The 24,646-nt window shown below is 57.6% G+C and carries 23 protein-coding genes; 16 read left to right on the top strand and 7 right to left on the bottom strand.

All coding sequences use genetic code 11. The features are described 5' to 3' along the window. The first annotated feature begins 19 nt into the window (after positions 1-19). From pstC to phoR, 6 genes are all read left to right on the top strand, one after another. Positions 20-958 carry a phosphate ABC transporter permease subunit PstC gene (pstC, locus tag PHX60_RS03290; protein WP_300074790.1) on the top strand — a complete coding sequence of 313 codons (939 nt, stop codon included), beginning with the start codon at positions 20-22 and terminating at the stop codon, positions 956-958. Next, the gene (gene pstA / locus PHX60_RS03285; protein WP_300074642.1) at positions 955-1,836 is read left to right on the top strand and encodes a phosphate ABC transporter permease PstA; all 882 of its coding nucleotides are present in this window, start codon (positions 955-957) and stop codon (positions 1,834-1,836) included. The genes pstC and pstA overlap by 4 nt, the downstream gene beginning before the upstream one ends. A gap of 15 nt (positions 1,837-1,851) precedes the next feature. Further along, on the top strand, positions 1,852-2,643 hold the full coding sequence (gene pstB / locus PHX60_RS03280; protein ID WP_300074640.1) for a phosphate ABC transporter ATP-binding protein PstB: 792 nt from the start codon (positions 1,852-1,854) through the stop codon (positions 2,641-2,643). Positions 2,644-2,658: 15 nt separating this feature from the next. Continuing rightward, on the top strand, positions 2,659-3,366 hold the full coding sequence (phoU, locus tag PHX60_RS03275; protein ID WP_300074637.1) for a phosphate signaling complex protein PhoU: 708 nt from the start codon (positions 2,659-2,661) through the stop codon (positions 3,364-3,366). A 21-nt stretch (positions 3,367-3,387) separates the two neighbouring features. Next, the gene (gene phoB, locus PHX60_RS03270; RefSeq protein WP_300074634.1) at positions 3,388-4,095 is read left to right on the top strand and encodes a phosphate regulon transcriptional regulator PhoB; all 708 of its coding nucleotides are present in this window, start codon (positions 3,388-3,390) and stop codon (positions 4,093-4,095) included. Between the two features lie 66 nt (positions 4,096-4,161). Next, on the top strand, positions 4,162-5,517 hold the full coding sequence (gene phoR, locus PHX60_RS03265) for a phosphate regulon sensor histidine kinase PhoR (protein ID WP_300074787.1): 1,356 nt from the start codon (positions 4,162-4,164) through the stop codon (positions 5,515-5,517). Here phoR and PHX60_RS03260 read toward each other — a convergent pair. The 4 genes from PHX60_RS03260 to trxA all read right to left on the bottom strand — a co-directional run bounded on the left by PHX60_RS03260 (position 5,514) and on the right by trxA (position 9,539). Further along, on the bottom strand, positions 5,514-7,214 hold the full coding sequence (locus PHX60_RS03260) for a hypothetical protein (RefSeq protein ID WP_300074784.1): 1,701 nt from the start codon (positions 7,212-7,214) through the stop codon (positions 5,514-5,516). The two genes, phoR and PHX60_RS03260, sit on opposite strands and share 4 nt — an antisense overlap. A gap of 88 nt (positions 7,215-7,302) precedes the next feature. Next, a complete protein-coding gene (locus PHX60_RS03255; RefSeq protein WP_300074631.1) occupies positions 7,303-7,560 on the bottom strand; it encodes a type B 50S ribosomal protein L31 in 258 nt (85 codons plus the stop codon). A gap of 96 nt (positions 7,561-7,656) precedes the next feature. Beyond that, positions 7,657-8,919, bottom strand: a complete 1,263-nt coding sequence (gene rho / locus PHX60_RS03250; protein WP_300074628.1) for a transcription termination factor Rho — start codon at positions 8,917-8,919, stop codon at positions 7,657-7,659. Positions 8,920-9,206: 287 nt separating this feature from the next. Next, positions 9,207-9,539, bottom strand: coding sequence for a thioredoxin TrxA (trxA, locus tag PHX60_RS03245; protein WP_300074625.1), 333 nt, complete (start codon positions 9,537-9,539; stop codon positions 9,207-9,209). A 158-nt stretch (positions 9,540-9,697) separates the two neighbouring features. Here trxA and PHX60_RS03240 point away from each other — a divergent pair, with 158 nt between their 5' ends. From PHX60_RS03240 to PHX60_RS03230, 3 genes are all read left to right on the top strand, one after another. Then, entirely contained in the window at positions 9,698-11,035 is a 1,338-nt protein-coding gene (locus tag PHX60_RS03240) for a TIGR03862 family flavoprotein (protein WP_300074623.1), read from the top strand. Between the two features lie 82 nt (positions 11,036-11,117). Beyond that, positions 11,118-13,388 (top strand): hypothetical protein, encoded by a 2,271-nt coding sequence (locus PHX60_RS03235; RefSeq protein WP_300074620.1) that lies wholly within the window; start codon positions 11,118-11,120, stop codon positions 13,386-13,388. A gap of 69 nt (positions 13,389-13,457) precedes the next feature. Next, positions 13,458-14,933, top strand: a complete 1,476-nt coding sequence (locus tag PHX60_RS03230) for a cobyric acid synthase (RefSeq protein ID WP_300074781.1) — start codon at positions 13,458-13,460, stop codon at positions 14,931-14,933. Here the strand turns inward: PHX60_RS03230 and PHX60_RS03225 are convergent. Continuing rightward, a complete protein-coding gene (locus tag PHX60_RS03225; protein WP_300074617.1) occupies positions 14,902-15,459 on the bottom strand; it encodes a flavin reductase family protein in 558 nt (185 codons plus the stop codon). The genes PHX60_RS03230 and PHX60_RS03225 overlap by 32 nt on opposite strands. A 131-nt stretch (positions 15,460-15,590) precedes the next feature. Here PHX60_RS03225 and cobT point away from each other — a divergent pair, with 131 nt between their 5' ends. From cobT to PHX60_RS03205, 4 genes are all read left to right on the top strand, one after another. Continuing rightward, complete coding sequence (gene cobT / locus PHX60_RS03220) at positions 15,591-16,661, top strand: nicotinate-nucleotide--dimethylbenzimidazole phosphoribosyltransferase (RefSeq protein WP_300074614.1); 1,071 nt, start codon at positions 15,591-15,593, stop codon at positions 16,659-16,661. Positions 16,662-16,754: 93 nt separating this feature from the next. Continuing rightward, positions 16,755-17,930 carry a porin gene (locus PHX60_RS03215; RefSeq protein WP_300074611.1) on the top strand — a complete coding sequence of 392 codons (1,176 nt, stop codon included), beginning with the start codon at positions 16,755-16,757 and terminating at the stop codon, positions 17,928-17,930. A 15-nt stretch (positions 17,931-17,945) separates the two neighbouring features. After that, positions 17,946-18,371: a hypothetical protein gene (locus PHX60_RS03210; protein ID WP_300074608.1), complete on the top strand. Its 426-nt coding sequence runs from the start codon at positions 17,946-17,948 to the stop codon at positions 18,369-18,371. Between the two features lie 45 nt (positions 18,372-18,416). Then, the gene (locus PHX60_RS03205; RefSeq protein WP_300074605.1) at positions 18,417-19,922 is read left to right on the top strand and encodes a methyl-accepting chemotaxis protein; all 1,506 of its coding nucleotides are present in this window, start codon (positions 18,417-18,419) and stop codon (positions 19,920-19,922) included. A gap of 59 nt (positions 19,923-19,981) precedes the next feature. Here the strand turns inward: PHX60_RS03205 and PHX60_RS03200 are convergent, their stop codons facing one another. Together PHX60_RS03200 and PHX60_RS03195 are read right to left on the bottom strand one after the other, a co-directional pair. Beyond that, the gene (locus tag PHX60_RS03200; RefSeq protein WP_300074602.1) at positions 19,982-20,836 is read right to left on the bottom strand and encodes a MoxR family ATPase; all 855 of its coding nucleotides are present in this window, start codon (positions 20,834-20,836) and stop codon (positions 19,982-19,984) included. Positions 20,837-20,902: 66 nt separating this feature from the next. After that, on the bottom strand, positions 20,903-21,976 hold the full coding sequence (locus tag PHX60_RS03195; RefSeq protein WP_300074599.1) for an AI-2E family transporter: 1,074 nt from the start codon (positions 21,974-21,976) through the stop codon (positions 20,903-20,905). 232 nt (positions 21,977-22,208) lie between these two features. Here PHX60_RS03195 and PHX60_RS03190 point away from each other — a divergent pair, with 232 nt between their 5' ends. From PHX60_RS03190 to PHX60_RS03180, 3 genes are all read left to right on the top strand, one after another. Then, the gene (locus PHX60_RS03190; RefSeq protein ID WP_300074596.1) at positions 22,209-22,937 is read left to right on the top strand and encodes a hypothetical protein; all 729 of its coding nucleotides are present in this window, start codon (positions 22,209-22,211) and stop codon (positions 22,935-22,937) included. After that, the gene (locus tag PHX60_RS03185) at positions 22,934-23,467 is read left to right on the top strand and encodes a FlgO family outer membrane protein (RefSeq protein ID WP_300074593.1); all 534 of its coding nucleotides are present in this window, start codon (positions 22,934-22,936) and stop codon (positions 23,465-23,467) included. The genes PHX60_RS03190 and PHX60_RS03185 overlap by 4 nt, the downstream gene beginning before the upstream one ends. Before the next feature lie 69 nt (positions 23,468-23,536). Continuing rightward, positions 23,537-24,646, top strand: coding sequence for a peptidylprolyl isomerase (locus PHX60_RS03180; RefSeq protein ID WP_300074590.1), 1,110 nt, complete (start codon positions 23,537-23,539; stop codon positions 24,644-24,646).

The following is a 24,646-nucleotide window of genomic DNA, read 5'->3' as shown; positions in this document are numbered from 1 at the left end:
TCCTCCCCGCAAGCCGATGATGATGTCTGGCATGTTGGCCGACCGTATATTTGGCTGGCTGGCCCGTGGGGCCGCCATCCTGACGCTGCTGCTGTTGTTGGGCATCATGGCCTCGCTGGTGGCAGGGGCTTGGCCCTCTATTTCTAAATACGGGCTGGGCTTTTTAACCAGTTCCGTTTGGGACCCCGTGCAAGATGAGTACGGCGGTTTGGTGATGATTTATGGCACCATCGCCACTTCTATCATCGCTTTGCTGATTGCCGTGCCCGTCAGTTTTGGTATCGCACTGTTTTTAACCGAACTCTCACCCGCGTGGCTCAAGCGCCCACTGGGTACAGCCATCGAGTTATTGGCTGCTGTGCCCTCCATCGTGTATGGCATGTGGGGCCTGATGGTGTTTGGCCCTATTTTGTCCACCTATGTGCAACAGCCGCTGCAAAACTGGTTTAGCGGCGTACCCTATTTGGGCGCTTTGGTGTCTGGCCCGCCGGTAGGTATTGGTATTTTGTCCGCTGGCATTATTTTGGCCATCATGGTGATTCCCTTTATCGCCGCCGTGATGCGCGATGTGTTTGAAGTCACACCACCGCTGCTAAAAGAATCAGCCTATGGCTTGGGTTCTACCACTTGGGAAGTGGTCTGGAAAGTGGTATTGCCGTTTACCAAAACAGGTGTTTTGGGCGGCATTATGTTGGGTTTGGGCCGCGCTTTGGGCGAGACAATGGCCGTTACCTTTGTGATTGGTAACATGAACCAGCTGGATTCTTTGTCGATGTTTGAAGCGGCCAACAGCATTACCTCGGCCTTGGCGAATGAGTTTGCCGAAGCCGGTGAAGGGCTGCACCAAGCCTCCTTGATTTACTTGGGTCTGGTGCTGTTTTTTATTACCTTTGTGGTATTGGCCTTGTCTAAAGTGCTGCTGGCCAGCTTGCAAAAGAACGAAGGAACCCGCACATGAGCGCAGTACCTGCTTCAAGCCATAGTGCAGCGCAAACCCAAGCACGCCAAGCGCGCTACAACAGCCGTAAGCGCGTTAATCAAATTGCCCTTACTTTATCGCTGGGGGCGATGGCTTTTGGCCTATTTTGGTTGATTTGGATTTTGTGGGAAACCATCCGTTTGGGGGTGGGCGGCCTGAGCATTGCCCTGTTTACCGAAATGACTCCGCCGCCCAACGATGAAGGGGGTATTGCCAACGCCATTTATGGCTCCTTCATTATGGTGGCACTTTCTACCTTTATCGGTACACCGATTGGTATTTTGGCAGGTATTTACTTGGCCGAATATAATCCACGCGGTTGGTTGGCTTCGTCCACCCGCTTCGTGAACGATATTTTGCTCTCTGCCCCGAGTATTGTGATTGGTTTGTTTGTTTATGCGGTGGTGGTGGCGCGCTTCAAGAGCTTCTCGGGCTACGCTGGCGTGCTGGCTTTGGCGCTGATTGTGATTCCGGTGGTGATTCGCACGACAGAAAATATGCTGTTGTTGGTGCCCGCTGGCCTGCGTGAAGCCGCCTATGCTTTGGGTACGCCCAAATGGAAAGTTATCACGATGGTGACGCTGCGCGCCGCCCGTGCTGGCGTGATTACGGGCGTGTTGCTGGGGGTGGCCCGGATTGCTGGCGAAACCGCTCCGCTGCTGTTTACTGCGCTGAATAACCAATTCTGGAATTCTGACCTCTCCAAACCGATGGCCAGCCTGCCGGTCACCATCTTCAAATTTGCCATGAGTCCCTACGAAAATTGGCAACATCTGGCTTGGGCCGGTGTGTTCCTGATTACGCTGGCGGTACTCGGACTCAATATTCTGGCGCGCGTGCTAACGCGCCAAAAATAAGACAAGGATTGTTGCATGACTTCTTCTGCCCACGTTGCCCCCGTGGCAAGCACCGATGCCAAGCTCACGGTGCGTGATTTAAATTTTTATTATGGCAAATTCCATGCGCTAAAAAATATTAACTTGGATATTCCGGCCAACAAGGTAACGGCTTTTATTGGCCCCTCGGGTTGTGGTAAATCTACCCTGCTACGCACCTTTAACCGCATGTTCGAGTTGTACCCCGAGCAGCGCGCTGAAGGCCAAATTTTGTTGGATGGCGAAAACTTACTTACCAGCAAACAAGACGTAGCATTGATTCGTGCCAAGGTGGGCATGGTGTTCCAAAAGCCAACACCGTTCCCTATGTCCATCTTTGACAATATCGCTTTTGGGGTCAAACTGTTTGAAAGCCTCAATGCCAGCGAAATGGAAGACCGTGTCGAGTGGGCTTTGAACAAGGCGGCCCTCTGGAACGAAGTCAAAGACAAGCTGCACCAAAATGGCTCTAGCCTATCGGGTGGCCAGCAGCAGCGCCTGTGCATTGCGCGCGGCATTGCCATCAAGCCCGAAATTTTGCTGCTCGATGAGCCTTGCTCGGCGTTAGACCCGATTTCTACCGCCAAGGTCGAAGAGTTAATTGCCGAATTGAAAAGCGATTACACCGTGGTGATTGTGACACACAACATGCAGCAAGCCGCGCGTTGCAGCGATTACACCGCCTATATGTATTTGGGTGATTTGATTGAATTTGGCGAAACCGAACGCATGTTCTTCAAGCCCCAGCGCAAAGAAACAGAAGATTACATCACGGGCCGCTTCGGCTAAGCAAGGAGTCGCACAATGAGCGAAAAACACCTTTCATCCCAGTTCGATAGCGAACTGAACAGCGTCTCGGCCCGCGTCATGGAATTGGGCGGCTTGGTCGAGTCACAAATTCGCCAAGCGATTGAGGCTTTTGCCAATTTCAACCTAGAGGCGGTAGAGCAGGTTGAAACCTTAGAAGCCAAAGTCAATCATATGGAGGTCGAAATTGACCACGAATTGGCCTCCATTATTGCCCGCCGTCAGCCCACAGCACGCGATTTACGCCTGCTGATGGCGGTTTCTAAAGCCACGGCCAATTTAGAACGCATGGGCGATGAGGCCAGTCGCATGGCGCGCATGGTGAAATCTATTGTGCAACGTGGTGGTGTGCCACGTACTTTGCCTACCATGGATTTGCGCGTGGCCGCTGATATGGCATCGGCCCAATTGCGTAAAGCCTTGGATGCCTTTGCCCGCCTCGATACCAAAGCCGCAGTGGATATTCTGAAAGAGGATGACCTGATAGACCAAGAGTTTGACGGTTTTGTCCGCAAACTCATTACCTACATGATGGAAGATGCGCGCACCATTTCTTCTAGCCTCGATTTACTGTTTTTGGCCAAGGCGATTGAGCGCATCGGTGACCACTCCAAAAACATGGCCGAATTGGTGATTTATTTGGTCAAAGGAATGGATGTGCGCCATACCTCGCTGGAAGAGATTGAATCCAGCGTGCTGCGCTAACACTTCAGACCAGGCACCAAGATGAAACAACTTCCCCGTGTGCTGATTGTGGAGGACGAGCCAGCGATTGCCGAGCTGATTGCCGTCAATTTGCGCCACAATGGTTTTTCGCCGATTTGGTCTGAAGATGGTGAATCGGCCCAGCGCGAACTCGATGCCGTGTTGCCCGATGTCATTTTGCTTGATTGGATGCTGCCGGGCCAAAGTGGCTTGGCACTGGCGCGCAAATGGCGTGCCGATAGCCGCACCAAGCCGATTCCGATTTTGATACTGACCGCGCGTGGCGACGAGCCAGACAAGGTAGCTGGTTTGGATGCCGGGGCGGACGATTACATCACCAAGCCGTTTTCTACCCAAGAGTTGTTGGCGCGCATTCGGGCGGTGTTGCGCCGACGCGCGCCCGAGCAGCTACAAGACAGCGTGACGATTGGCATTCTCACGCTGGATGCCGCTACGCACCGGGTCTCGTGCCAAGAGCAGCCGGTCAAGGTGGGGCCAACCGAGTTCAAGCTGCTGCATTATTTAATGAAACACCCTGAGCGCGTGCATAGCCGCTCCCAATTGCTGGACAAGGTCTGGGGTGACCATGTGTTCATCGAAGAGCGCACGGTGGATGTGCATGTCAAACGCCTGCGCGAAGCCTTGGGCATCGCTGGCAGCATGGTCGAGACGGTGCGCGGTGCGGGCTACCGCCTCACGGCCCAACCCAAAGCGCTACTGCAAGCCTGAGCAGCCTGAGCGAGTGCCTAGCACGGTTTTTTTACCTTCCCGTTGACCCCTTTTCCCATCACTGCAATGGCTTGGCGCATTTTTATCTTTTCCTTGAGCCAAGCCTTGGGTTTATTGCTGGGGTGGTGGTATGCCGGTGCTTGGGGTGCTGCTGTGGGGGGTGCTTTTGCTGGTTGGTGCTGGTTTGCCAGCGATTTGTGGCGCGGAGCGCGGGTATTGCATTGGTTTCGTGGCGGCGAGCTAGAGGCCGCGCCCCAAGGGATGCACGGCCTCTGGGGCCAAGCGGTGGATCGGGTGCGCCGCTTGCTACGCACCCAGCAGCAGCAGGTCCAAGAATGTGAACGGCGGTTAGATGATGTGTTTGCCGCTTTGCAGGCATCGCCCAATGGGCTGGTGTTGTTAGACCCCGAAGGCCGCATTGAGTGGTGCAACAAAACGGCCTGCGGTCAGTTTGGCTTTGATGCCGAGCGCGACCACCTGCAATCATTGAGCAACTTGGTGCGTGACCCTGATTTTGCTGCTTATTGCAACAGCAAAGACTACAGCCATGATGTGGTGTTGCAAGGACGCTTTAGCACTCCAGCGCGGCCCGTGCGCTTGTCAGTGCAGATGTATCCGCATGGCAAGGGGCGCAAGCTGATGATTTCACGCGACATCACCGCCGTAGAGCAAGCCGAGGCCATGCGGCGCGATTTTGTCGCCAACGTCTCGCATGAAATCCGCACGCCGCTCACCGTGCTGGTGGGGTTTGTCGAGACCTTGCAAACCTTGCAACTCAGCAGCGAAGAACAAACGCGCTATTTAGGTTTGATGGCCCAACAGGCAGCACGCATGCAAAACGTGGTGCAGGGGCTGCTGACCTTATCGCGCCTAGAAGACAGCCCACGTCCGGGCATGGAGGGCTGGGTGCCGATACACCAACTGCTAGAGCATTGTGCCGACGAGGGCCGGGCTTTGTCGCAGTTGCTCACGCGCAACCAAACACGCCACCACACCATGATTTTCCCGCTGCCTGCCCCACCCGAAGGCATGGGTGAGATTGCGGGTATTCAGACGGAACTGCAAAGCGCTTTGTCTAACCTCATCAGCAATGCGGTGCGTTACACCCCGGCCAGTGGCACGATTGAAGTGAGTTGGCGCTGGCAAGCCGATGGCAGTGCAGTGTTTGCGGTGCGTGATACTGGCCCCGGCATTGATGCGGTGCATATTCCACGCCTGACCGAACGCTTTTATCGCGTCGACCGCAGTCGCTCACGCGAGACCGGCGGCACAGGCTTAGGACTGGCGATTGTGAAACATGTACTGCAACGCCACGATGCCAGTTTAGACATCCAAAGCACATTGGGCCAAGGTTCAACTTTTAGTGTGCATTTTCCGGCCAGCCGGGTGCGCCCGCCAGCAAGCTCCACGGCTATCGGCTAACGCTTATCGGCCAAGCGCCGATACAGCACCAGCACATCGGTTTTTTCGGTTGGGCGGGCCATGCGGGCCTGTTCTTGCCAGCTGGTCGCCACAGCCGCTGGCCAGAAAGCCTGTTGGTTGCGAATCAGCCATTGGCAGGGCTGTGCGCTGTCTAACAAAGACAAGTTCAGGCCCGCGTGGTATTGCAAAGCGGCCACTTGGCTACGGCTGAGACCGTGGCCCTGCACGCAACCGGGCTGCTTTCCTAGCAGGGCTGAGATTGCCCGCATTTGCGGTGCATCGCTGCGCGCATAGTTGAGCATCGGCAGCCACAGCGTCATGAGCAGCAACCAGCTCAACGTGGCCCCAGCGGCGGGCAATACCAAACTTTTCCAAATAGCTGCACGGTGACGACCAGCACGCCAAGCCACCAAAGCACACCAAGCAGCGCTGGCCAACAAGGCTACCCACAGCGCCAGCGCTGAAAACTCGGGCACAAAACCCGGAGCCAAGCGGGCCACGTTGGCCGCTGGTTTGGCGGGGATGCCAATTTGCGTCGATAGCCAAATCACCCAAATGGCAATCGCGGACACACTAAAAAACAGCAAAGTAAACCAATCGACCAACGCTGCCACACTGCGGCGCAGGGTGGGCAAGGCAAAGGCGGCCAAAGCCGCCAATGCTGGCAATGCCAGCAGCAAGGCCCGGTCGGCGGGTTGGGTGCTGAAGGTTGCCCCCAAGGCCACCAGCACAAACCACAGCGGCAGCAGCAAATGCCGATGGGGTTGGCGGCCTGTAATTTGTTGGCGCCAGCGCCAAACCGTCCACAAAGCCAAAGGCCAAGCCGGCCAGGTAAACCACAGCAGCAAGCGCCCCAAGCTGCCCGCATCGCTCCATACCGGCCATTGGGCTTTCCAAAGCCATACATCCAGCCAGTAGGCCAACAAAGCACTTGCCAAACCCAGTAGCAACACCATAACGGCCCAAAGCCGGGAGGGGGCGTTGCCCTCTGGCTCCGTCTGGCGACATTCCCACCCGCACAAAATGGCACCGCCCAAGCTATACAGCAACGCCAGTGCCGGTGCCCCACTGAGTACCAGCCCTATCAAGCCAATCCCTAAGATGAATGGGCGCACCACAGAGGCTGCCGGGGACGCTGCCAGTGCATAAAACACCAGTGCTGTGCCGCACAGTTGCGCCAAATACGTACTGACTTCGTGGGCGGGTTGGGCCAAGCCTAAGCAGGCCAGCAGGGCCAGCAAGCCAGCATCGGCCATCGCGCGGGCATAGTCGGCGGGTTGGGCTTCGCCGCCAAAAGCAAAAGCCACCGGCTGCGCCTTGGGGCTGCTGGCCAGTCCATACACGCCATGCCAAGTGGCCAACAAAGTCAGGCCCAGCATGGCCATAAACGGCAAACGCGCAGCCAGTTCTGCCCCCCACCACGGCCCCAAGCCCTGAATAGCCCAAGCGCCCAACCAATAGGGCAACAAACCTTGGGTTTCTGGGGCCATGCCCAACAATTGCGGGGCGAACCAATCGGTTTGGCCTTGGGCCAAAGCGCGCATATAACCAAAAGCGGCCATGTCGTTGCCGCGCCACGGGTCACGCAGTAAAAAACCGGGCAGGATATACGCCCAGCACAGCAGCCACAGCGCCAGACGCGGCAATCGGCGCACAGCGCTTTGGGCAACGATGGCAGGGGTGGTGGGTAAACTCACGCGGTACAAGGCCAAAGGATGGATGAAAGGGGCAAACAAAAAGGCAGCGCGGTTACCCGGGCTGCCCTTGGTGGCGAAGAAGCAGGGCTTACTTGGCCAAGCTGGTCTTGCCGAAGCGGTTGCGGAACTTCTCGACGCGACCGCCCATGTTGTCCACCGACTTTTGCGTGCCAGTGTAGAAAGGATGCGATTCAGAAGAAGTATCGAGCTTGTACAGCGGATATTCTTTGCCTTCGAACGTTTCCTTTTCTTTGGCATTGACGCAAGAACGGGTCACGAACTTGAAGCCATTGGACAGGTCCACGAACAGCACTTCGCGGTAGTTGGGGTGAATGCCTGCTTTCATGATGGTTACCTTTTAGTCTGGTGCGGGAGCCGTGCCAAACCATTTGGCGTACTTTCCGCAAGAAAAGCTCTCTATTATCGCACAGCGGCGCAAAAATCAGCCACCTCGGCGCATCATGTCGAAGAACTCGACATTGCTCTTAGTGGCTTTCATGTTTTTAATCATTAGCTCCATCGACTCAATTTCGTCCATGTTGTACATGAACTGGCGCAGGATGCGGGTTTTTTGCAAAATCTCGGGGGCCAGTAGCAACTCTTCGCGCCGGGTGCCGCTCTTGTTCAGCTCAATCGCTGGGAAGACGCGCTTTTCGTACAGACGGCGGTTGAGGTGGATTTCGCAGTTGCCGGTGCCTTTGAATTCTTCAAAAATCACTTCGTCCATGCGGCTGCCGGTATCCACCAAAGCCGTGGCAATGATGGTGAGCGAGCCACCTTCTTCGACCTTGCGCGCCGCACCAAAGAAGCGTTTGGGGCGTTGCAACGCGGCGGCATCCACACCGCCCGACAGCACCTTGCCCGAGGAGGGCACCACGTTGTTGTAAGCGCGCGCCAGCCGGGTGATGGAGTCCAGCAAAATCACCACGTCTTTTTTCAGCTCGACCAAGCGCTTGGCGCGTTCAATCACCATTTCGGCCACATGCACATGGCGCGCCGCTGGCTCGTCAAAGGTGGAAGCGATGATGTCGCCCTTGACCGTGCGTTGCATTTCGGTCACTTCTTCGGGGCGCTCGTCCACCAGCAGCACCATCAAATGCACATCGGGGTTGTTGGCGGTGATAGCGTGGGCAATGTGCTGCATCATCACGGTTTTGCCGCTCTTGGGCGGCGCCACAATCAGGGCGCGCTGGCCTCGGCCAATTGGGGCGATGATGTCGATGATGCGGCCCGTGATGTTTTCTTCGCTTTTGATGTCGCGCTCTAGCCGCATTTGTTCTTTGGGGAACAGCGGCGTGAGGTTTTCAAACATCACCTTGTGCTTGTTTTGCTCGGGTGGGCCGCCGTTGACCTTATCGAGTTTGGTCAGGGCAAAATAACGCTCACCATCTTTGGGCGTGCGTACTTCGCCTTCAATCATGTCGCCGGTGTGCAGGTTAAAGCGGCGCACTTGGCTGGGCGAGATGTAGATGTCGTCGGTGCTGGCGGTAAAGCTGGTGTCGGGGCTACGCAAAAAACCGAAGCCATCGGGCAAAATCTCTAGCACCCCATCGGCAAAAACCTGTTCTCCGGCTTTGGCGCGTTTTTTGATAATGGCAAACATCAACTCTTGTTTGCGCATCCGGCCGCCGTTTTCGATTTCAAGTGCTTCGGCCTGCTTGAGGACTTCAGACACGTGCAGTGCCTTGAGTTCGTTAAGGTGCATGGAAATAACTCCGTAGCGGAGTGGTATGAATCTGACTCTGGGGGAAAGCGAGGTGCCGTAGGGCTGTAACGGGCCGCTGGTGCGGGCCGGTTGATCGGCTTGGGTACTGCCTCTGCGTGCAGGCCAAGGATCAGCGGGTGATTATGACAGGAAAATAAGGCAAAAACCAGCGCTGCACGCCAATGGCAGCATCGTTTGACCCCAGCAAGGGGTTAAGAGGGCGGTTTGCGCCAAGCGCTGGCCGCAGGGGCCTAGCGTTGGCGCATGGTGAGCGCACTGGGGGCAGCTTAGGCCAGTTGTTGGTCGATAAAGGCGGTGAGTTGGGCTTTGCTCAGGGCACCCACTTTGGTGGCGGCCAATTGGCCATCTTTGAACAACATGAGCGTGGGGATGCCACGGATGCCAAACTTGGCCGGTACTTCGCGGTTTTCATCGACGTTCATTTTGGCGATGGTCAGCTTGCCTTGGTAGGCGCTGGCCACTTCGTCCAAGATGGGGGCAATCATCTTGCAGGGGCCACACCATTCGGCCCAGTAGTCCACCAGCACCGGGCTGCTGGCTTGCAGCACATCAGCCTGAAAGCTGGCATCGGAGACATGTTTAATCAATTCGCTGGCCATGATTTTTTCCTTCCATCGGGGGGACTCAAGATAAAGTGGCTGCATTTTGACAGAAAGCCCTTTTTTCTGTGCGGCGTGGTGCGCTGGTTTTGGCTATGGTGGCGATAGCCAGAGCGATGCTCCAGCAGGGTACGGTGCCTATTTTTAATTTTTGAGCTATGAATTTATCCCATTCTTTTCCATCTTCTGGCGTTTTTGCCGGTGTAGCGATTGTTGGTGCTGGCCCAGCGGGCTTGATGGCCGCCGAGACTTTGGCGCGCCAAGGCGTGGCCGTACAGGTGTTTGATGCCATGCCCACAGTAGGGCGCAAATTTTTGCTGGCGGGCAAAGGCGGCCTCAACCTGACGCACTCTGAGCCAGCAGCTGATTTTGTGGGCCGTTTTGGCACGCGCCAAGCCCAATTACAGCCTTGGTTGCAGCAGTTTGGGCCAGAGCAGGTGCGCGCTTGGGCGCAGGGCTTGGGGGTAGATACCTTTGTCGGTAGCTCGGGGCGGGTGTTTCCGTCCAGCATGAAAGCTGCCCCTCTGCTGCGCGCTTGGTTGCAGCGTTTGCGCGCTTTGGGGGTGCAGTTTCATATGCGCCACCGCTGGAGCGGCTGGGCCGAGAATGGCGCTTTGTGCTTTAGTACCCCCAGTGGCAAGGTGCAGCTGCAAGCGCAAGCGCTGGTGCTGGCTTTGGGCGGGGCCAGTTGGGCGCGTTTGGGTTCGGATGGCGCTTGGGCACCTTGGTTGCGCGCGCAAGGGGTAGAAGTGGCCACACTGCGCCCGGCCAATTGTGGCTTTGATGTCTTGCACCAAGCCAGCGTGGGCGGCGAGACCCGGCGCGAGTTTCTGCGCGAGCTGTTGGGTCAAGCGCCGGTGGTAGGCTGGACACCCCATTTTGCGGGCCGTTTTGCCGGGCAGCCATTCAAATCGGTGGCGATTGATTTTCAGGACAGCAGCGGGCACCATTTTCAGCGCCGGGGCGAGTTTGTCGCCACCGCTACTGGCGTAGAAGGCAGTTTGATTTATGCCGTATCGGCTTTATTGCGCGATGAAATTGAAACCCACGGTAGCGCCACTTTTCATTTAGATTTGTTGCCCGACCACAGCCCAGAGCGCGTGCTGGCCGAGGTGCGCCATCCGCGTGGCACGCGCAGTTTGAGCAGCCACCTCAAAAGTCGCTTGGGATTGGACGGTATCAAAATGGGCATCTTATACGAGCAGTTGGGCAAAGAGCGCATGGCCGATACGCTGGCGCTGGCCGCTGCCATCAAGGCCCTGCCTATCACGCTAGTGGCCGCGCGCCCTATGGATGAAGCGATTAGCACCGCTGGCGGTGTCACGCTAGAGGCTTTGGACGAACACCTGATGCTGCGCCAGTTGCCGGGGGTGTTTTGCGCGGGCGAGATGCTCGACTGGGAGGCTCCCACCGGCGGTTATCTGCTCACGGCCAGCATGGCCAGTGGGGTGCTGGCAGGGCAAGGGGCAGCGCGTTGGGTGCAGCGGACACTTTGATAAACCTTGCTAAACCTTTATCTGCTATTGATTTTTTTAATAAGAGGTATGCCAAAATTAGCTTCTTCTTGAAAATAAGCCTGTGAAATTACGTTTTCCCCTTCTTGCCCTGAGTGCGGCACTTTATGCCTCTGGTGCCAGCGCCTTGGTGCTAGGCTCTGTTATGGGTGGGGCCGTATTAGGGCGGCCTCTGGATATTCGGGTGCAAGCGCGCCCGCATCCCGCCGATGTTGACCACGCACACTGTCTGAGTGCCGAGGTGTTACAAGGCGATGGGACTGCGGGGGTGACCCCTAGCACGGTACGTTGGGTTCCCACCACTGCGACGGATGGAGTCTGGCTGGCCCAAGTGCGTACCGATAGCCCCATCAAAGAGCCGGTGGTGATGGTGCAGTTGTCGGTGGGTTGTAGTAGCCCCGTGCGTCGCACCTACACGCTGTTGGCCGACTTGCCAGATGCGGCCACGCGCTCTTCTCAAAATGCACCGGTGCGGGTGCGCCCTTGGGTGCCCGATACCCCGGTGGACAGCCGCGCGCTGGCCCAAAGTGCGCCTGCCGCTGAAGCGGCACGTGCGCGGGTGCGCTCGGTGCCATACCCGCCTGTGGTGATGCGACATCCGGCCAAGGTACAAAAAAAGGTATTACCTGCTGCCAGCGGCGCGGTTATTCCTGCGGCACCTGCACCAGTACCAGTACCAAAACCAGCGCCTGCACCTGCACCTGCACCTGCACCTGCACCTGCACCTGCACCTGCACCTGCACCCGCGCCCGCGCGTTTGGTGGTAGAGCCGGTCGGCCAGATGCCCGCAGCCGACGGTGGGCCAGCACTGCCGCCGCAGGCGATTGTCACTGCGCCCGAAGCCTCAACCCCAGCCTCAACCCTGCCCGCGCCCTCAGCGCCGACCGCACCGCTGGAGTGGTCTGAAGCGCAACAAAAAGAGCAAGAGCAATTGCTTGCCAATTTGGTGGCCTTGCGCGCCAACATAGACGAGTTGCGCGCGGCCAATGCCCAATTACAGCTGCAATTAGAGCAGGTACAGCAACAGCGTTTTTCGGCCACGGTGGTGTATATGCTGCTGGGCCTGTTGGTGGCATTATTGGCATGGGCCTTGTGGCTGTGGCGGCGTAGCCGCGCGCTATTGGCGGCAAAAGCGAGGTGGGCCGCTGATGCCACGCCCCCTGCACCGCCAGCCCCCGCTGTGCCGACACCAGAGGCCCCAACAGCCGTGGTAGCGAGTGCAGTTTCGTCCCCAGCGCCAGCAGCATCAGCGCACAGCAATGACCCTTGGGAGAGTACCTTAGCCTCCGACACAGCGGCTATGGGTGTCGATTTGATTTTGATGGAATCTCTGGAAGCGGATGCGGCAGATGCCCAATTTCCAGTCCTGACCGATGTACTAGAGCCTGTGCCCAGCGTGGTCACGGCACCCCAGTTACAGCCGCGCCAGTTAATTAACCCCGAGGCCATCTTCGATTTGCAACAGCAGGCCGAATTTTTTGTCTCGGTGGGCGAGAACGAGCAAGCCATTGGGGTGATGAAAAAGCACATCGCCGAAAACGATACCTCTTCGCCTTTGGCCTATTTGGAGTTGTTGCGCCTGTACCATTCTTTGGGCCGCACCGAAGATTTTGCCCAATTGCGCGCCGAGTTTCATCAGTATTTCAATGCACAAGTGCCAGCGTTTGCCCAGTTTCACCAAGCAGGGCGCTCTTTGTTGAGTTATACCGAAACCTTGGCCCAAATTGAAGCCCAATGGAGCCAGCAAGAGGTATTGCAAGCCTTAGAGCGCTGCTTGTTCCAGCGTTCTGAAACAATGCCGGTGTTTGATTTGAATGCCTACGACGATTTGATGTTGTTGTACGCCATTGCCCAAACCACACCGGCCCACGCCCGAGGCTTGCCACCGCCACGCGAGCGCACCACGCCGCTCAAAGACGAAGTCGATGCGATGGAGGCGATAGATGAGATACAGGCGGCAGTCCCCGCAGTGTTGCCATCATCAGCGCCAGTGCTGGCAGCAGAACCGATGTTGGTAGCCGTGCCCCCAGCACCCCAAGACGCTGGCTTGTCGATGGATGATTTTTCTTGGCTACCAGGGCAAAGTTTAGAGACTGCTGCTAATCCCCCAGCACCCGCACCCGCATCTGCCAATGCCCCTGCACCGGTGGCCGCCAGCACCACAGCCGCCATTTCCAGTCCAGAATTGGCCGCTGCGCTGGCCAAGCCAGCAGCGCCTGAGAGACAACGCATCATCCTAGATGGCGAAGAGTTCTCGATGGATTTCAACCTGCCCGCTGACTTAGAGGAAGAAATTGCCGCTTTGTCGCGCCCCCCTTCTTCTTCCAAACCGTAAACCTTGCTTTGCGCTGCCCGTGCCATGTCTGTTGAACTCCCTGTTTCTGCCCGCCCGGCACGCTGCGTGATGGTGTTGGGCACGACCAGCGGTGCCGGTAAAAGCTGGCTTGCCACCGCGCTGTGCCGCTGGTTGAGCAACCAAGGCTTGAAGGTGGCACCGTTTAAGGCGCAAAACATGAGCAACAACGCCCGTGTCGTGGTGGGGCCGGGCGGCAGTTTGGGTGAGATTGGCAGCGCGCAATACTTTCAGGCCCTGGCTGCCCGTGCGTTGCCCGAGGTACGCATGAACCCGCTGTTGCTCAAGCCCGAGGCCGACACCCATAGCCAAGTGGTGCTGCTGGGCCAAGTCGATGCCCAACTCACCGCCATGCCTTGGCGTGGGCGCAGTGACAAAGTTTGGCCCGCCATCCAACAAGCCTTGGATGACTTACGCGCCCAAAACGACGTGGTGGTAATCGAAGGGGCAGGTTCCCCCGCCGAAATCAACCTGCACGCCAGCGACATCGTCAACATGCGCGTAGCCCGCCATGCCCAAGCGCATTGTCTGCTGGTCACCGATATTGACCGAGGCGGCGCTTTCGCCCATTTGTATGGCACTTGGGCCTTGTTACCGCCAGAAGAGCGCACACTCATCCACGGTTTTGTGCTGAACAAGTTTCGCGGCGATGCCGCTTTGCTGGCCCCTGCGCCACAAATGCTGCAAGACCTGACTGGCGTGCCCACCGTGGCCACCTTGCCGATGTGGTGGCAGCATGGCCTGCCCGAAGAAGATGGCGTGTTTGACGACCGCAAGCACAGCCAAGGCGTGGTCCATACCACCGTGGCCGTGGTGGCCTACCCGCGCCTGAGCAATTTGGATGAGTTTCAGCCCCTGAAGAATATTCCCGGCCTGCGCCTGCTGTGGGCGCGCAGCCCGGCAGAATTGGTCGGACTAAACCCGCGTACCGATTGGCTGGTGCTGCCCGGCTCCAAGGCCACAACGGCTGATTTGGCGTGGTTGCGCGCCCAAGGCTTGGATGCCGCCGTGGCGGCCCATGCCAACGCTGGCGGGCGGGTATTGGGCATTTGTGGTGGCCTGCAAATGCTGGGCGAAGCCCTGATTGACCCCAACGGCATTGACGGCAATGGCCCCGGTTTGGGTTTGCTGCCCTTGGTCACGGTGTTTGAAGCGGCCAAAACCTTGCGCCATACCCAAGCCCAGTTTGGCCCCTTGTCCGGCGCGTGGGCGGCGCTGTCTGGGGTACTAGTGCAAGGCTACGAAATCCACCACGGCCAAACCGCGCAACACCCGGCAATGGCCGCCAAGGGCGATGTGGCACGCGAGGTGCTGCCCGGCTTGGCGTGGCAAAACAACGCGGGCAATGTGTTGGGCCTGTACCTGCACGGTCTGCTAGAAGATCCAGCTGCCCTGCAAGCCCTGTTTGGGGCCGCTGCCCCCACGCTAGAGCAGGTGTTTGACAACATGGCCGCCTACATCGAGCGCCACTTTGCCCCCGGCGTGCTGGCGGGCCTTATTGCGGCAGACTCCGAAACGCCCCGTTAAGGTAAATTAGAGCGTCGCCATCGCTGCGCTCGCGCGTGGCCAGCACTTCGCAGACAAAGGCTTGGTGTGTGCTTTCTTCAAACACCTTGACCACGCGACAATCAAAATTGGCCAGTGCATTGTGCAATACCGGCACCCCCGTCACGGCCTTGTCCCAAGTGCCGTAATTAAACCGGGCTTCGCCTTGTACGTCTGGAATCATCGAGGCAAACGCTTTGGCCAATTCTTCTTGCTCGGCGGCCAGCACATTGATACACAGCGCGCCACTTTGAAAAATTAAATCACAAGCGGCCACATTTTTATTCACAAACACCACCAAACGTGGCGGTTCGGCGGTGACCGAGCAGACGGCAGTGGCCGTCAGGCCCGCGCGCACGCCGTTATGGCAAGTCGAAACCAGTGTGACCCCAATGGCAAAATGGCGCAAGCCACCCCGGTAGTTGCTGGACGATACGGTGGGTAAGCTGGCTAGTGCGCTGCTGGGTAGCCAATCGAGCCGCTGGTTACTCTGGGGGGGGGTGGCCATATTTTTATATTCCGCAAAAAAGGTTGGCAAGTAGTGGGCCGATATTGTCTTGGTTTTGCCTGCTACTTTGGGGTGATGCTGCCAATGTCCTGTCTTTGTTCTGTTTTTTTCTTTTCTTCTGAGCGTTTTTTATGCCTACACCTTTGCAATTGCCCACTGTCGCCGATTTGACCGACGCTGCCCTGACGCAAGCATTGCAACACCAACTAGACCACAAAACCAAGCCTCTGGGAGCGCTAGGCCGCTTAGAGGCACTGGCCTTGCAGTTGGGCCAAATTTTGGGCACCGAGCAACCCCAGTTAGAGGCACCACAGATGGTGGTGTTTGCCGCCGATCATGGTTTAGCCGCCAAAGGGGTATCCGCTTACCCCAGCGATGTCACTTGGCAAATGGTCGATAATTTTTTGGCCGGTGGCGCTGCTGTGAGCGTGCTGGCCCGGCAACATGGCTTGGCCCTGACCGTGGTGGATTGCGGTGTAGCGCGTGATTTTGCCCCCCGCCAAGCCATCGCTGGCCAGCCCCAATTGTGTATTCGCAAAGTCGCTGCCGCTACGCAAGATGCCTCTATCGGCCCGGCCATGAGCGCGGCCCAATGCACGCAGGCGCTGGCGCATGGCATGGAGCTGGTACGCCAGCTGCCCGGCAATGCGCTGTTATTGGGCGAGATGGGCATTGGCAATACCTCGGTAGCCTCACTACTATTGGCGCGGCTGTGCGGCACCTCTTTAGAAGCCTGCACCGGCGCAGGCACCGGGCTGGATGCCGCTGGCATTGCCCGCAAACGCGCCGTATTGCAGCAAGCATTGCAAGCCAATGCCGATGCCATTGAACCTCTGGACGCGCTGGCCGCCTTGGGCGGCTTTGAAGTAGCCACGATGGTAGGCGCAGTGCTACAAGCGGCCAGCGAGCGCCGCGTGATTTTGGTCGATGGCTTTATCACCACGGCGGCGGTGTTGGTGGCCAGCCGTTTGCAGCCTTTGGTATTGCAACGCTGCGTTTTTTCTCACAACTCTGGCGAGCCGGGCCATGCCTTGATGTTGGCGCAGTTACAAGCCCAGCCTTTATTGGATTTTGGCTTGCGCTTGGGCGAAGGTTCGGGCGCGGCTTTGGCTTGGCCCTTGTTGGTATCGGCTTGTGCCATTTTGCGCGAAATGGCCAGTTTTGCCACTGCGGGTGTTGCCACCAAACAGGCAACACTTTAAGCTCAAAAATCAGTACAAAGAGCCATACCAAGCTGTTTGTTTGTCAGCGCCCATTCAAGGCCGCATGAAATAATTTTCAGCACCATTTTCACCATGATTGATTCCATGTCCAAAATCAAGCCCCATTTATGGGGTGGAGCCTTGTTGCTGGGGGCTGCCTTGTCGGCCTCCGCACAAGAGGCCACCACCAGCCCCAGCCCCAACACCGAATCCAAACTCAAGCTGTCGGGCTATGTCTCGCTGGTGGGCGGTAAAGTGACCAATGGCAGTTTAGATGCAGGCTATACCGGACCCAACACCATCAAAGACGTGCAATGCCCCTGCTATGTGGCCGATTGGAGCAACGCCGGTGTCTATGGTGATGAGTTCACGCTGCGGCCAGAATCGCGCATAGGCGTGCAAGGCAAATACACCCTGAACGAGCAAGCCGGCCTGACGGTGCAGTTGGTCAGCCGGGGCACGCGCGCCACCCCTGATGTGGCATGGGCTTTTGGCAGCTACAAGCTGAACCAAAATTTTGAGCTGTATTTGGGCCGCAAACGCATTCCGCTGTATTACTACTCAGATTTTCAGGATATTGGCGTGGCTTACCCTTGGATATCGCCGCCGCCCGAGTTGTACGGCTGGGAAGCCACCAACTACAACGGGGCTAGTTTGCGCTACAACCGCAATGTGGGCGAGGCCACCCTCACGGCCAGCGTGTTTGCCGGTCAAGAAACCGTCCGCAGCTCGCGCTACCAAAAACTGTACTATCCCGCCGGTAAAACCCAAGTGCGCTGGAAAGATATTATCGGCGGAGATATTGAGGTCAACCACGGCCCGCTTACCCTGCGTGCTGTCATGATGGGCGCCAAAGCCAGCGCCTACAACAATGACCCCGCCAGCGCAGACGTGAATGGACAAGCTACTATGCGCGCTTATGGCTTGGCGGCCAACCTAGACATGGATGAATGGTTTGTGCTGTCCGAGTTTACGCAACTCACACGCAAACTGGATGGCTACAAAGTCACTGCCCCAGCACTGACCGTGGGTGCAGGGATGCGCTTTGGCAAATGGACACCCTTCATCAACTATGCCCGCTTTAGAGAGCGCACTACCGATAGCCAAGCCTACACCGTGGGCAACTACCACCGCAGTTCAGTCTCCTTGCGCTACGACCTGTCTTCCAGCAGCACCGTTAAGGCCCAAGTGGACAGAAACACAGACGATAGCAACGTCTTTGGCGGCCACTCCACGGTGCTACGCATCAGCTACGACCGTGTTTTCTGATTTTTTGGGGGCCGCATGAAACCATTTCACTCTACCTGCTTGTTCATCGCAGGTTTACTCTTGGGGCCGCTGGCTTATGCCCAAGTGGCTGTGGTGGCCGGGGCGCAAAGTGCTGCCAGCGCTTTGAGTGCAGAGCAGGCATCGGCGCTGTTTTTGGGTAAATCCGACCAGCTGCCCGGTGTGGGTGCCGTAACACTGCTAGACCAGTCAGAATCAGCCCCGGTGCGCGAGCAGTTTTATAGCAAAGCCACCGGCAAATCTGCCGCCCAAGTCAAGGCCGCTTGGGCGCGCTTGGTGTTTTCGGGTAAAGCCACATTGCCTAAAGAGCTGGCCAACTCTGCCGAAGTGAAAAAGGTATTGGCCGCCAACCCCAAGGCGATTGGCTATATAGAAAAATCTGCGGTCGATGCTTCGGTCAAAGTGCTGTTGAGCCTTGATTAAAGCCCCATTTTCAGCCCACCCGATTCGCCATCATATTTTCACACCATGAAATTTCGCCTCAAAATATGGCTCTTGCCACTCAGCGTGGGGGTGGTGTTTGCGGTCGGGCTGCTCATCAGCTTGGTGATGGGCTGGAACAACCACCGCAACCTAGAACTGCTACGCACGGTGGAAACCCCGTTTCTGGAGCATTTGTTCGATGCCGAGCGCGGCATCCACCAGTTGCAGGCTGATTTTCAGGCAGCAGCGGTAGAAGATGATGCCGACCGCCTCAAGGATGCACAAAAAACCATCCAACATGTGCAGGCTGCTTTAGAAAAATCGCGCCAACTCGATGGCAAACGCGAACTGGTGGGCCAGTTGAGTACGGCTTTTGAAGCCTACCAAAGCGCCGCCCTGCAAGCCACGCAAAGTATGTTGAACAAGCAGACCTCGCCGGAGCAATTTCAGCGCATGGGGGCCGCACAAAAAGAACTGATGCGCCAAGTGGATTTGTCGCGCACCCAAGCCCACGCTACCTTAGAAGAGCGCTTTACCAGCCTTACAACGGCACAACGCGAAGGGCTGATGGTCAATATTGGCATGGGGGTGTTAATTGTGTTGGGGCTGGGGCTGGGTTCGCACGCCATCATCACCTCGGTGTGGCGCGATTTGGGCGTAGAACCAGCACAGGCCGCCGCGCTGGTGCGCCATGTGGGCCGGGGTGATTTGAGCGAAAGCATCACCGTACAAGCCGGAGACCAACACAGCCTCAATGCCAATGTCCACGCCATGCAGCAAAACCTGATTCGGGTGGTGACAGACATTCGCCGCAACGCCGAGGCGATGGCCAGTGCCACCACACAAATTGCGCGCGGCAATCTGGATTTGTCCACACGCACCGCGCAGCAAGCCAGCGCCTTAGAACAAACGGCTGCCGCGATGGAGACTTTATCGCTGACGGTGCGGCAAAACCACGAAAGCGCCAAACAGGCCAATCATTTGGTCGGGGACACCTCCAACATTGCTGCCAAAGGCGGTGCAGTGGTATCACAGGTGGTAAAAACGATGGAAGAAATCAATACCTCCTCGCGCAAAATTGCCGACATCATTGGCGTGATTGACGGCATTGCCTTCCAAACCAATATTTTGGCCCTGAATGCAGCAGTAGAAGCCGCGCGCGCTGGCGAACAAGGGCGCGGCTTTGCCGTGGTAGCCTCTGAAGTACGAAATCTAGCCGGCCGTTCTGCCGAAGCGGCCAAAGAAATCAAAACCCTGATTGGCAGCTCGGTGCAGAGCGTACAGGTCGGCAGCCAACTGGTGGCAGACGCGGGCAGCACCATGCAAGAGATTGTCGGTAGCGTACAGCGGGCCGCCAGCATCATGCAAGAGATTACCAGCGCCAGCGAGCAGCAAGCGCTGGACATTGACCAAGTCAAACAGGCCGTGATTCAGATGGACCACGGCACGCGCGACAACGCTGCCTCGGTGCAAGATGCCGCGCACGCTGCCCAATCCTTAGAGCAGCAAGCCAATGCCGTCGTGCAAACCGTGAGCGTGTTCAAACTTTAATCGGCTGGGAGGCTGGTGCCACACCCAAGCCGATGCCAGCCAAGGATGCTATCGGTGCCTTAGCGATGGCGCTGGTTCATCAACACCAGTTTTTCAAACAAGCTCACGTCTTGCTCGTTTTTCAGCAGGGCGCCTACCAGCGGCGGCACCGACACTTTGTTGTCGGCACTTTGCAGCGCTTGCAGCGGAATATCCTCGGCCACTAGGAGCTTGAGCCAGTCAATCAACTCGCTGGTCGAGGGCTTCTTTTTCAGGCCGGGCAGGCCGCGCACGTCGTAAAACGTTTTCATGGCAGCGGCCAACAATTCACCTTTCAGCGTCGGAAAATGCACCTCCACAATGCGGCGCATGGTGTCCGCCTCGGGGAATTTGATGTAGTGAAAAAAGCAGCGGCGCAAAAAGGCATCGGGCAGCTCTTTTTCGTTGTTGGAGGTGATAAACACCACGGGCCGGTGCTTGGCACGAATCAGCTCGCGCGTTTCGTAGCAATAAAACTCCATGCGGTCGAGTTCGCGCAGCAGGTCGTTGGGGAACTCAATATCGGCTTTGTCGATTTCGTCAATCAGCAGGGCCACCGGCTGCTCGGCCATAAAAGCTTGCCACAGCACACCCTTCACAATGTAGTTGCGAATATCTTGCACGCGCTCGCTGCTGTCAGCATCGCCCAATTGCGAATCGCGCAGGCGGCTGACGGCATCGTATTCATACAAACCCTGTTGCGCTTTGGTGGTGGACTTGATGTGCCATTGCAGCAGTGGCAGGTTCAAGGCTTGCGCTACTTCCTCGGCCAGCATGGTTTTGCCGGTGCCTGGTTCCCCTTTGACCAGCAACGGACGCTGGAGTTTGATGGCCGCATTCACGGCCAGCATCAAATCTTGGGTAGCAACGTATTGGGAGGAGCCTTGGAATTTCATGGGTCAATCAGAGCAAAAACGATAAACGGCCATTGTGCGCGGAAAACGCCAGAATTGCCGCACACGTCAATTGCCCATTAACTCGCTCACTGGGTGTAAGGCCGCCACCCGGCTACACACTGCCTTAATAGCAATCATCAGCGGGATACCCAGCAACAAGCCCCAAACGCCCCACAGCCAACCCCACGCCATGATGCCAGCAAACACCGCTACCGGGTTCAGGCTGCTGGTGCGGCTGGTCAGCCAAGGCGTGAGTAGATTGCCCACCAGCGTATGAATCAGCAACGAAGCCCCGCCCACCGCCAGCGCCATATTGGGCGTGCCAAATTGCAAAAAAGCCACCAAGGCCGAGCCACCCGTCACCACCAAGGAGCCGACATAAGGCACCAAATTAAGCACCGCCGCTGCCACGCCCCACACGGCTGCCTGCTGCAAACCCAGTCCCCAATACGCCAAGCCGGTGGCTACGCCCACCAAGGCGCTGGTCCACAGTTGCACCAGCAAATAACGGCGCACTTGGGTGTTGATTTCATCGGCCATATCTAAGGCGCTTTGCTGGCGCTGTGCGCCGGGGCCGACCATGCCCAGCAGTTTGCGCCGCAACAAATCGCCCGAGGCCAACAAAAAGAAACTCAAAAAAACCACAGCGGCCAATTGCGCCAGCCCCGAGACCAGCCCCAGCGTGCCTGGCCACACATAATCGCGTACATTGAACGGCGGGCGCTCCACCACCACGCGCTGCACCCCCCGGCGCGTGGCAAGCGTGGCATTTTCTTGGGCGGCTTGTTCAATTTGCGTGGCCGCTTTTTGCACCGTCTCTAGCGTGCCGCCGCTGCCCGCGCGGCTTTGGCTACGCAGCTGGTCACGCACTTTTTTCGCTGCCACCGGCAAGGCATCCACCAATTGCGAGGCCCCATCGCTCAAAAACCAACTGCTACCGGCCAGCCCCGCCACCAGCGTCAGCAGCAACACCGCAGCACTGAGCGCACGCGGAATGCGCCAGCCTTGCAGGGTTTGCACCGCCGGTTGCAAAGCACAGGCCAACAGCAAACTCAACACAATCGGGATACACACCGCACTACCCCAGTGCAGCATGGCCACCGTGGCCAAAAAAGCCAGCCAAATCAAAGCCAGCCGCACCAAATCAAAAGCGGGGGTTGCCGGAGCTGTCGGGGATACTGCAGTTGCCGCAGTTGCAGCAGCAGGCCGTGGGGGTTTTGCTGGGGTTTTACCAGACGAAGATGCGCGCGCGTTCATGCGCCAATTTTGCCGCTGTAAGTGCCTGCGCTGTCCCAGCAGGTGTAAAGAAGATGGCGAATCGGCATTTAATTGAGCGATTGCACCCAGCCAAGGGCCGCTACCATCGCAGCCTATGCAAGCCAAGCCCTACCCCACCCGGCGCATTCTGCCCCCTCTCCTTCTGCCTCTGTTGGCTGCGGCGGCGCTGGCCGGTTGCGGCACCGTGGCTGATTTGCCCCATTTAGAGCGCCACGCTCCCAGTGGCCAGAAAAAAGCGATGGCCGTCCACCATTGGGATGTGCTGGCCAACGATGTGGCCGAGCGCATTGCCTACAAAATCAGCGAATGGCCACCGGGTGAATACCCCCTGTCGATTAAGACCAGCCAAACCACTGAATTCAGCACGGGCTTTCACAAACTGCTGCTGACGCGCTTGTTAGATAAAAACATCACGGTCTCTACCGAACCCACCAAGGTGGTGTTGCACGTGGATGCCCAATTGATTGCCCACGGCACCCCGATTAATCAACTGTTGGCCCGCAGTGCCATGCCGCTGGCATCGGGGGTATCGGTACTACGCAACTGGCAGCCGCCCGCCCCTGGGCGCACCGGCCCCGAGGTCGGTGACGGCGGCAGCAGCAACACCGTGCCAGTATCCACGGCACCGCACCACTACAACATGGGGCCGTGGCCCACCCGCACCGAAGTGCTGATTAGCACCTCGCTAGAGAGCGAAAAGCGCTACCTGACGCGCACCGCCGACATCTACTACCTAGACCCCGACGATGCCTTTTTGTATGCTCCACCGCCGCCCTTTCCAAGCCCTACGCCCATCAAAACATGGCGGGTGATTGCCCCATGAAACGCCGTACCGCCACCTTGGCCTTGTTGGCCGCTGCACTGGCCCTGCCCGGTTGCGCCCGTTACTACTATGGCGACGCGGCCCATGTGCGCGCCGATTTGGTCGAAAGCAACGCCCAAGCAATTGATATATTGCTTAAAAATACCGCTTTGGACCCCGCGCGCCCCCTGCTGGTGGCTACCTTGGTCAGTGTGGATAGGCTGGGCGAATCCTCGCGCCTAGGGCGCACCCTGTCTGAACAACTGGCTGGCCAGCTGGTGCAGCGCGGTGTGTTGGTGGTCGAGCCACGCTTGCGCGACAACTTGGTGATGCTTCCTAGCCAAGGCGAATTGCTACTCTCGCGCGAGCTGCACGAAGTGAGCCAGCGCCATGATGCCCAAGCCGTGCTGATAGGCACCTATGCGGTATCGCAACGGGCGGTGTACGTCAGCCTGAAACTGGTGCATCCGGTGGGCAATTTGGTAGTAGCCGCTGCCGATTACACCTTGCCGATGGATGACAACGTGCGCGCGCTGCTCTACGCCCGTTAATGGGATGCTGCTGCCATGCGGGTGCAGCTGGGCTAGACTGCGCCGTTTTCTGTTTTTGCATTCAACGCCATGCCCAACACCAGCAGCAATCCACTCGTTCTCATCAACACCAACTACGGCCCATTGACCGTCGAGTTGTACCCTCAGCACGCGCCCGCCACCGTGGCCAATTTTTTGGCCTATGTGGATGCCGATTTTTACGCGGGCACCCTGTTCCATCGGGTGATTGACCAATTTATGGTGCAAGGCGGTGGCTTTGACCATGCCTTGCAGCCCAAGCCCACCAGCACGCCTATTGCGTTGGAATCCAATACTGGCCTGAACCATGAGCGCGGCACGATAGCGATGGCGCGCACATCTGAGCCTGATTCAGCCACGGCACAATTTTTTGTCAATACGGCCAATAACGCTTGGCTCAACTACCAAAGCCCCAGCCAGCCCGGCTATGCGGTGTTTGGCAAGGTGATTGACGGCATGGATGTGGTGGATGCGATAGGCCAGACAAAAACCGCCCGTTTTAGCTTCAACGGGATACATTACCAAGACATCCCCTATCCCTATTTTTTGAGCATTTACAGCGCCGACCGCTACACGCTCGCAGAAACTTTGCAGCCTACCAGCCACACCTTGCAGGGCAATTCGTATGGGGTGGCGATTGCCAGTTACAGCGGTAGCCGCTTGGAATACGGTGTCAAGCTCAACGGCAGCAGCAAAAGCCTGACCGTCACCAAAATAGACGGCCAGCACAGCAGCGAAACCGTGACCGATGCAGCCCGCCTGCACTTTACCGATGGCCAATATGCCTACGACTTGAATGGCAACGCGGGCAAAACCGCTTTGCTGATTAACGCAGCGGCGGGCCTCACGGCCCTTACCCCGGATACCGTGGGTGTGGGGCTGAATTTATTTGACCAAGGTTGGAGCTTGCAGGAGGTGGCGCAAGTGGTGGTCAATATCGGCCTGTTTAATCAACTTAGCCATGCTGATTTTGTCAAAACGGTGTACCAAAACGTGGTGGGCAGCGCCCCAGATGCCGCGACACAGGCCAGCTTTACCGCCCTGCTCGACAACGGCGAGGCCACGCAAGCCCAATTATTGGCCTTGGCCGCTAACACCGATTTCAATGCCAGCACGGTCAATTTGGTCGGCTTGGCCCAAATGGGGCTGGCTTACGCGTAA

The sequence above is a fragment of the Giesbergeria sp. genome, from assembly GCF_028686475.1.
GTDB lineage: Bacteria > Pseudomonadota > Gammaproteobacteria > Burkholderiales > Burkholderiaceae_C > Simplicispira.
Note: the sequence above shows the minus strand (reverse complement) of the source record. Positions and strands in the feature narration are given on the sequence as shown.

Bases quoted from the DNA above. Each gene is read 5' to 3' on its own strand.
- pstB (WP_300074640.1), top strand. From the start codon at position 1,852: ATGACTTCTTCTGCCCACGTTGCCCCCGTGGCAAGCACCGATGCCAAG.
- PHX60_RS03215 (WP_300074611.1), top strand. From the start codon at position 16,755: ATGATTGATTCCATGTCCAAAATCAAGCCCCATTTATGGGGTGGAGCC.
- PHX60_RS03190 (WP_300074596.1), top strand. From the start codon at position 22,209: ATGCAAGCCAAGCCCTACCCCACCCGGCGCATTCTGCCCCCTCTCCTT.
- PHX60_RS03180 (WP_300074590.1), top strand. From the start codon at position 23,537: ATGCCCAACACCAGCAGCAATCCACTCGTTCTCATCAACACCAACTAC.
- pstA (WP_300074642.1), top strand. From the start codon at position 955: ATGAGCGCAGTACCTGCTTCAAGCCATAGTGCAGCGCAAACCCAAGCA.
- PHX60_RS03205 (WP_300074605.1), top strand. From the start codon at position 18,417: ATGAAATTTCGCCTCAAAATATGGCTCTTGCCACTCAGCGTGGGGGTG.
- phoB (WP_300074634.1), top strand. From the start codon at position 3,388: ATGAAACAACTTCCCCGTGTGCTGATTGTGGAGGACGAGCCAGCGATT.
- PHX60_RS03240 (WP_300074623.1), top strand. From the start codon at position 9,698: ATGAATTTATCCCATTCTTTTCCATCTTCTGGCGTTTTTGCCGGTGTA.
- cobT (WP_300074614.1), top strand. From the start codon at position 15,591: ATGCCTACACCTTTGCAATTGCCCACTGTCGCCGATTTGACCGACGCT.
- PHX60_RS03185 (WP_300074593.1), top strand. From the start codon at position 22,934: ATGAAACGCCGTACCGCCACCTTGGCCTTGTTGGCCGCTGCACTGGCC.
- PHX60_RS03200 (WP_300074602.1), bottom strand. From the start codon at position 20,836: ATGAAATTCCAAGGCTCCTCCCAATACGTTGCTACCCAAGATTTGATG.
- phoR (WP_300074787.1), top strand. From the start codon at position 4,162: ATGGCTTGGCGCATTTTTATCTTTTCCTTGAGCCAAGCCTTGGGTTTA.
- phoU (WP_300074637.1), top strand. From the start codon at position 2,659: ATGAGCGAAAAACACCTTTCATCCCAGTTCGATAGCGAACTGAACAGC.
- PHX60_RS03225 (WP_300074617.1), bottom strand. From the start codon at position 15,459: ATGGCCACCCCCCCCCAGAGTAACCAGCGGCTCGATTGGCTACCCAGC.
- PHX60_RS03230 (WP_300074781.1), top strand. From the start codon at position 13,458: ATGGTGTTGGGCACGACCAGCGGTGCCGGTAAAAGCTGGCTTGCCACC.
- PHX60_RS03255 (WP_300074631.1), bottom strand. From the start codon at position 7,560: ATGAAAGCAGGCATTCACCCCAACTACCGCGAAGTGCTGTTCGTGGAC.
- trxA (WP_300074625.1), bottom strand. From the start codon at position 9,539: ATGGCCAGCGAATTGATTAAACATGTCTCCGATGCCAGCTTTCAGGCT.
- pstC (WP_300074790.1), top strand. From the start codon at position 20: ATGATGTCTGGCATGTTGGCCGACCGTATATTTGGCTGGCTGGCCCGT.
- rho (WP_300074628.1), bottom strand. From the start codon at position 8,919: ATGCACCTTAACGAACTCAAGGCACTGCACGTGTCTGAAGTCCTCAAG.
- PHX60_RS03210 (WP_300074608.1), top strand. From the start codon at position 17,946: ATGAAACCATTTCACTCTACCTGCTTGTTCATCGCAGGTTTACTCTTG.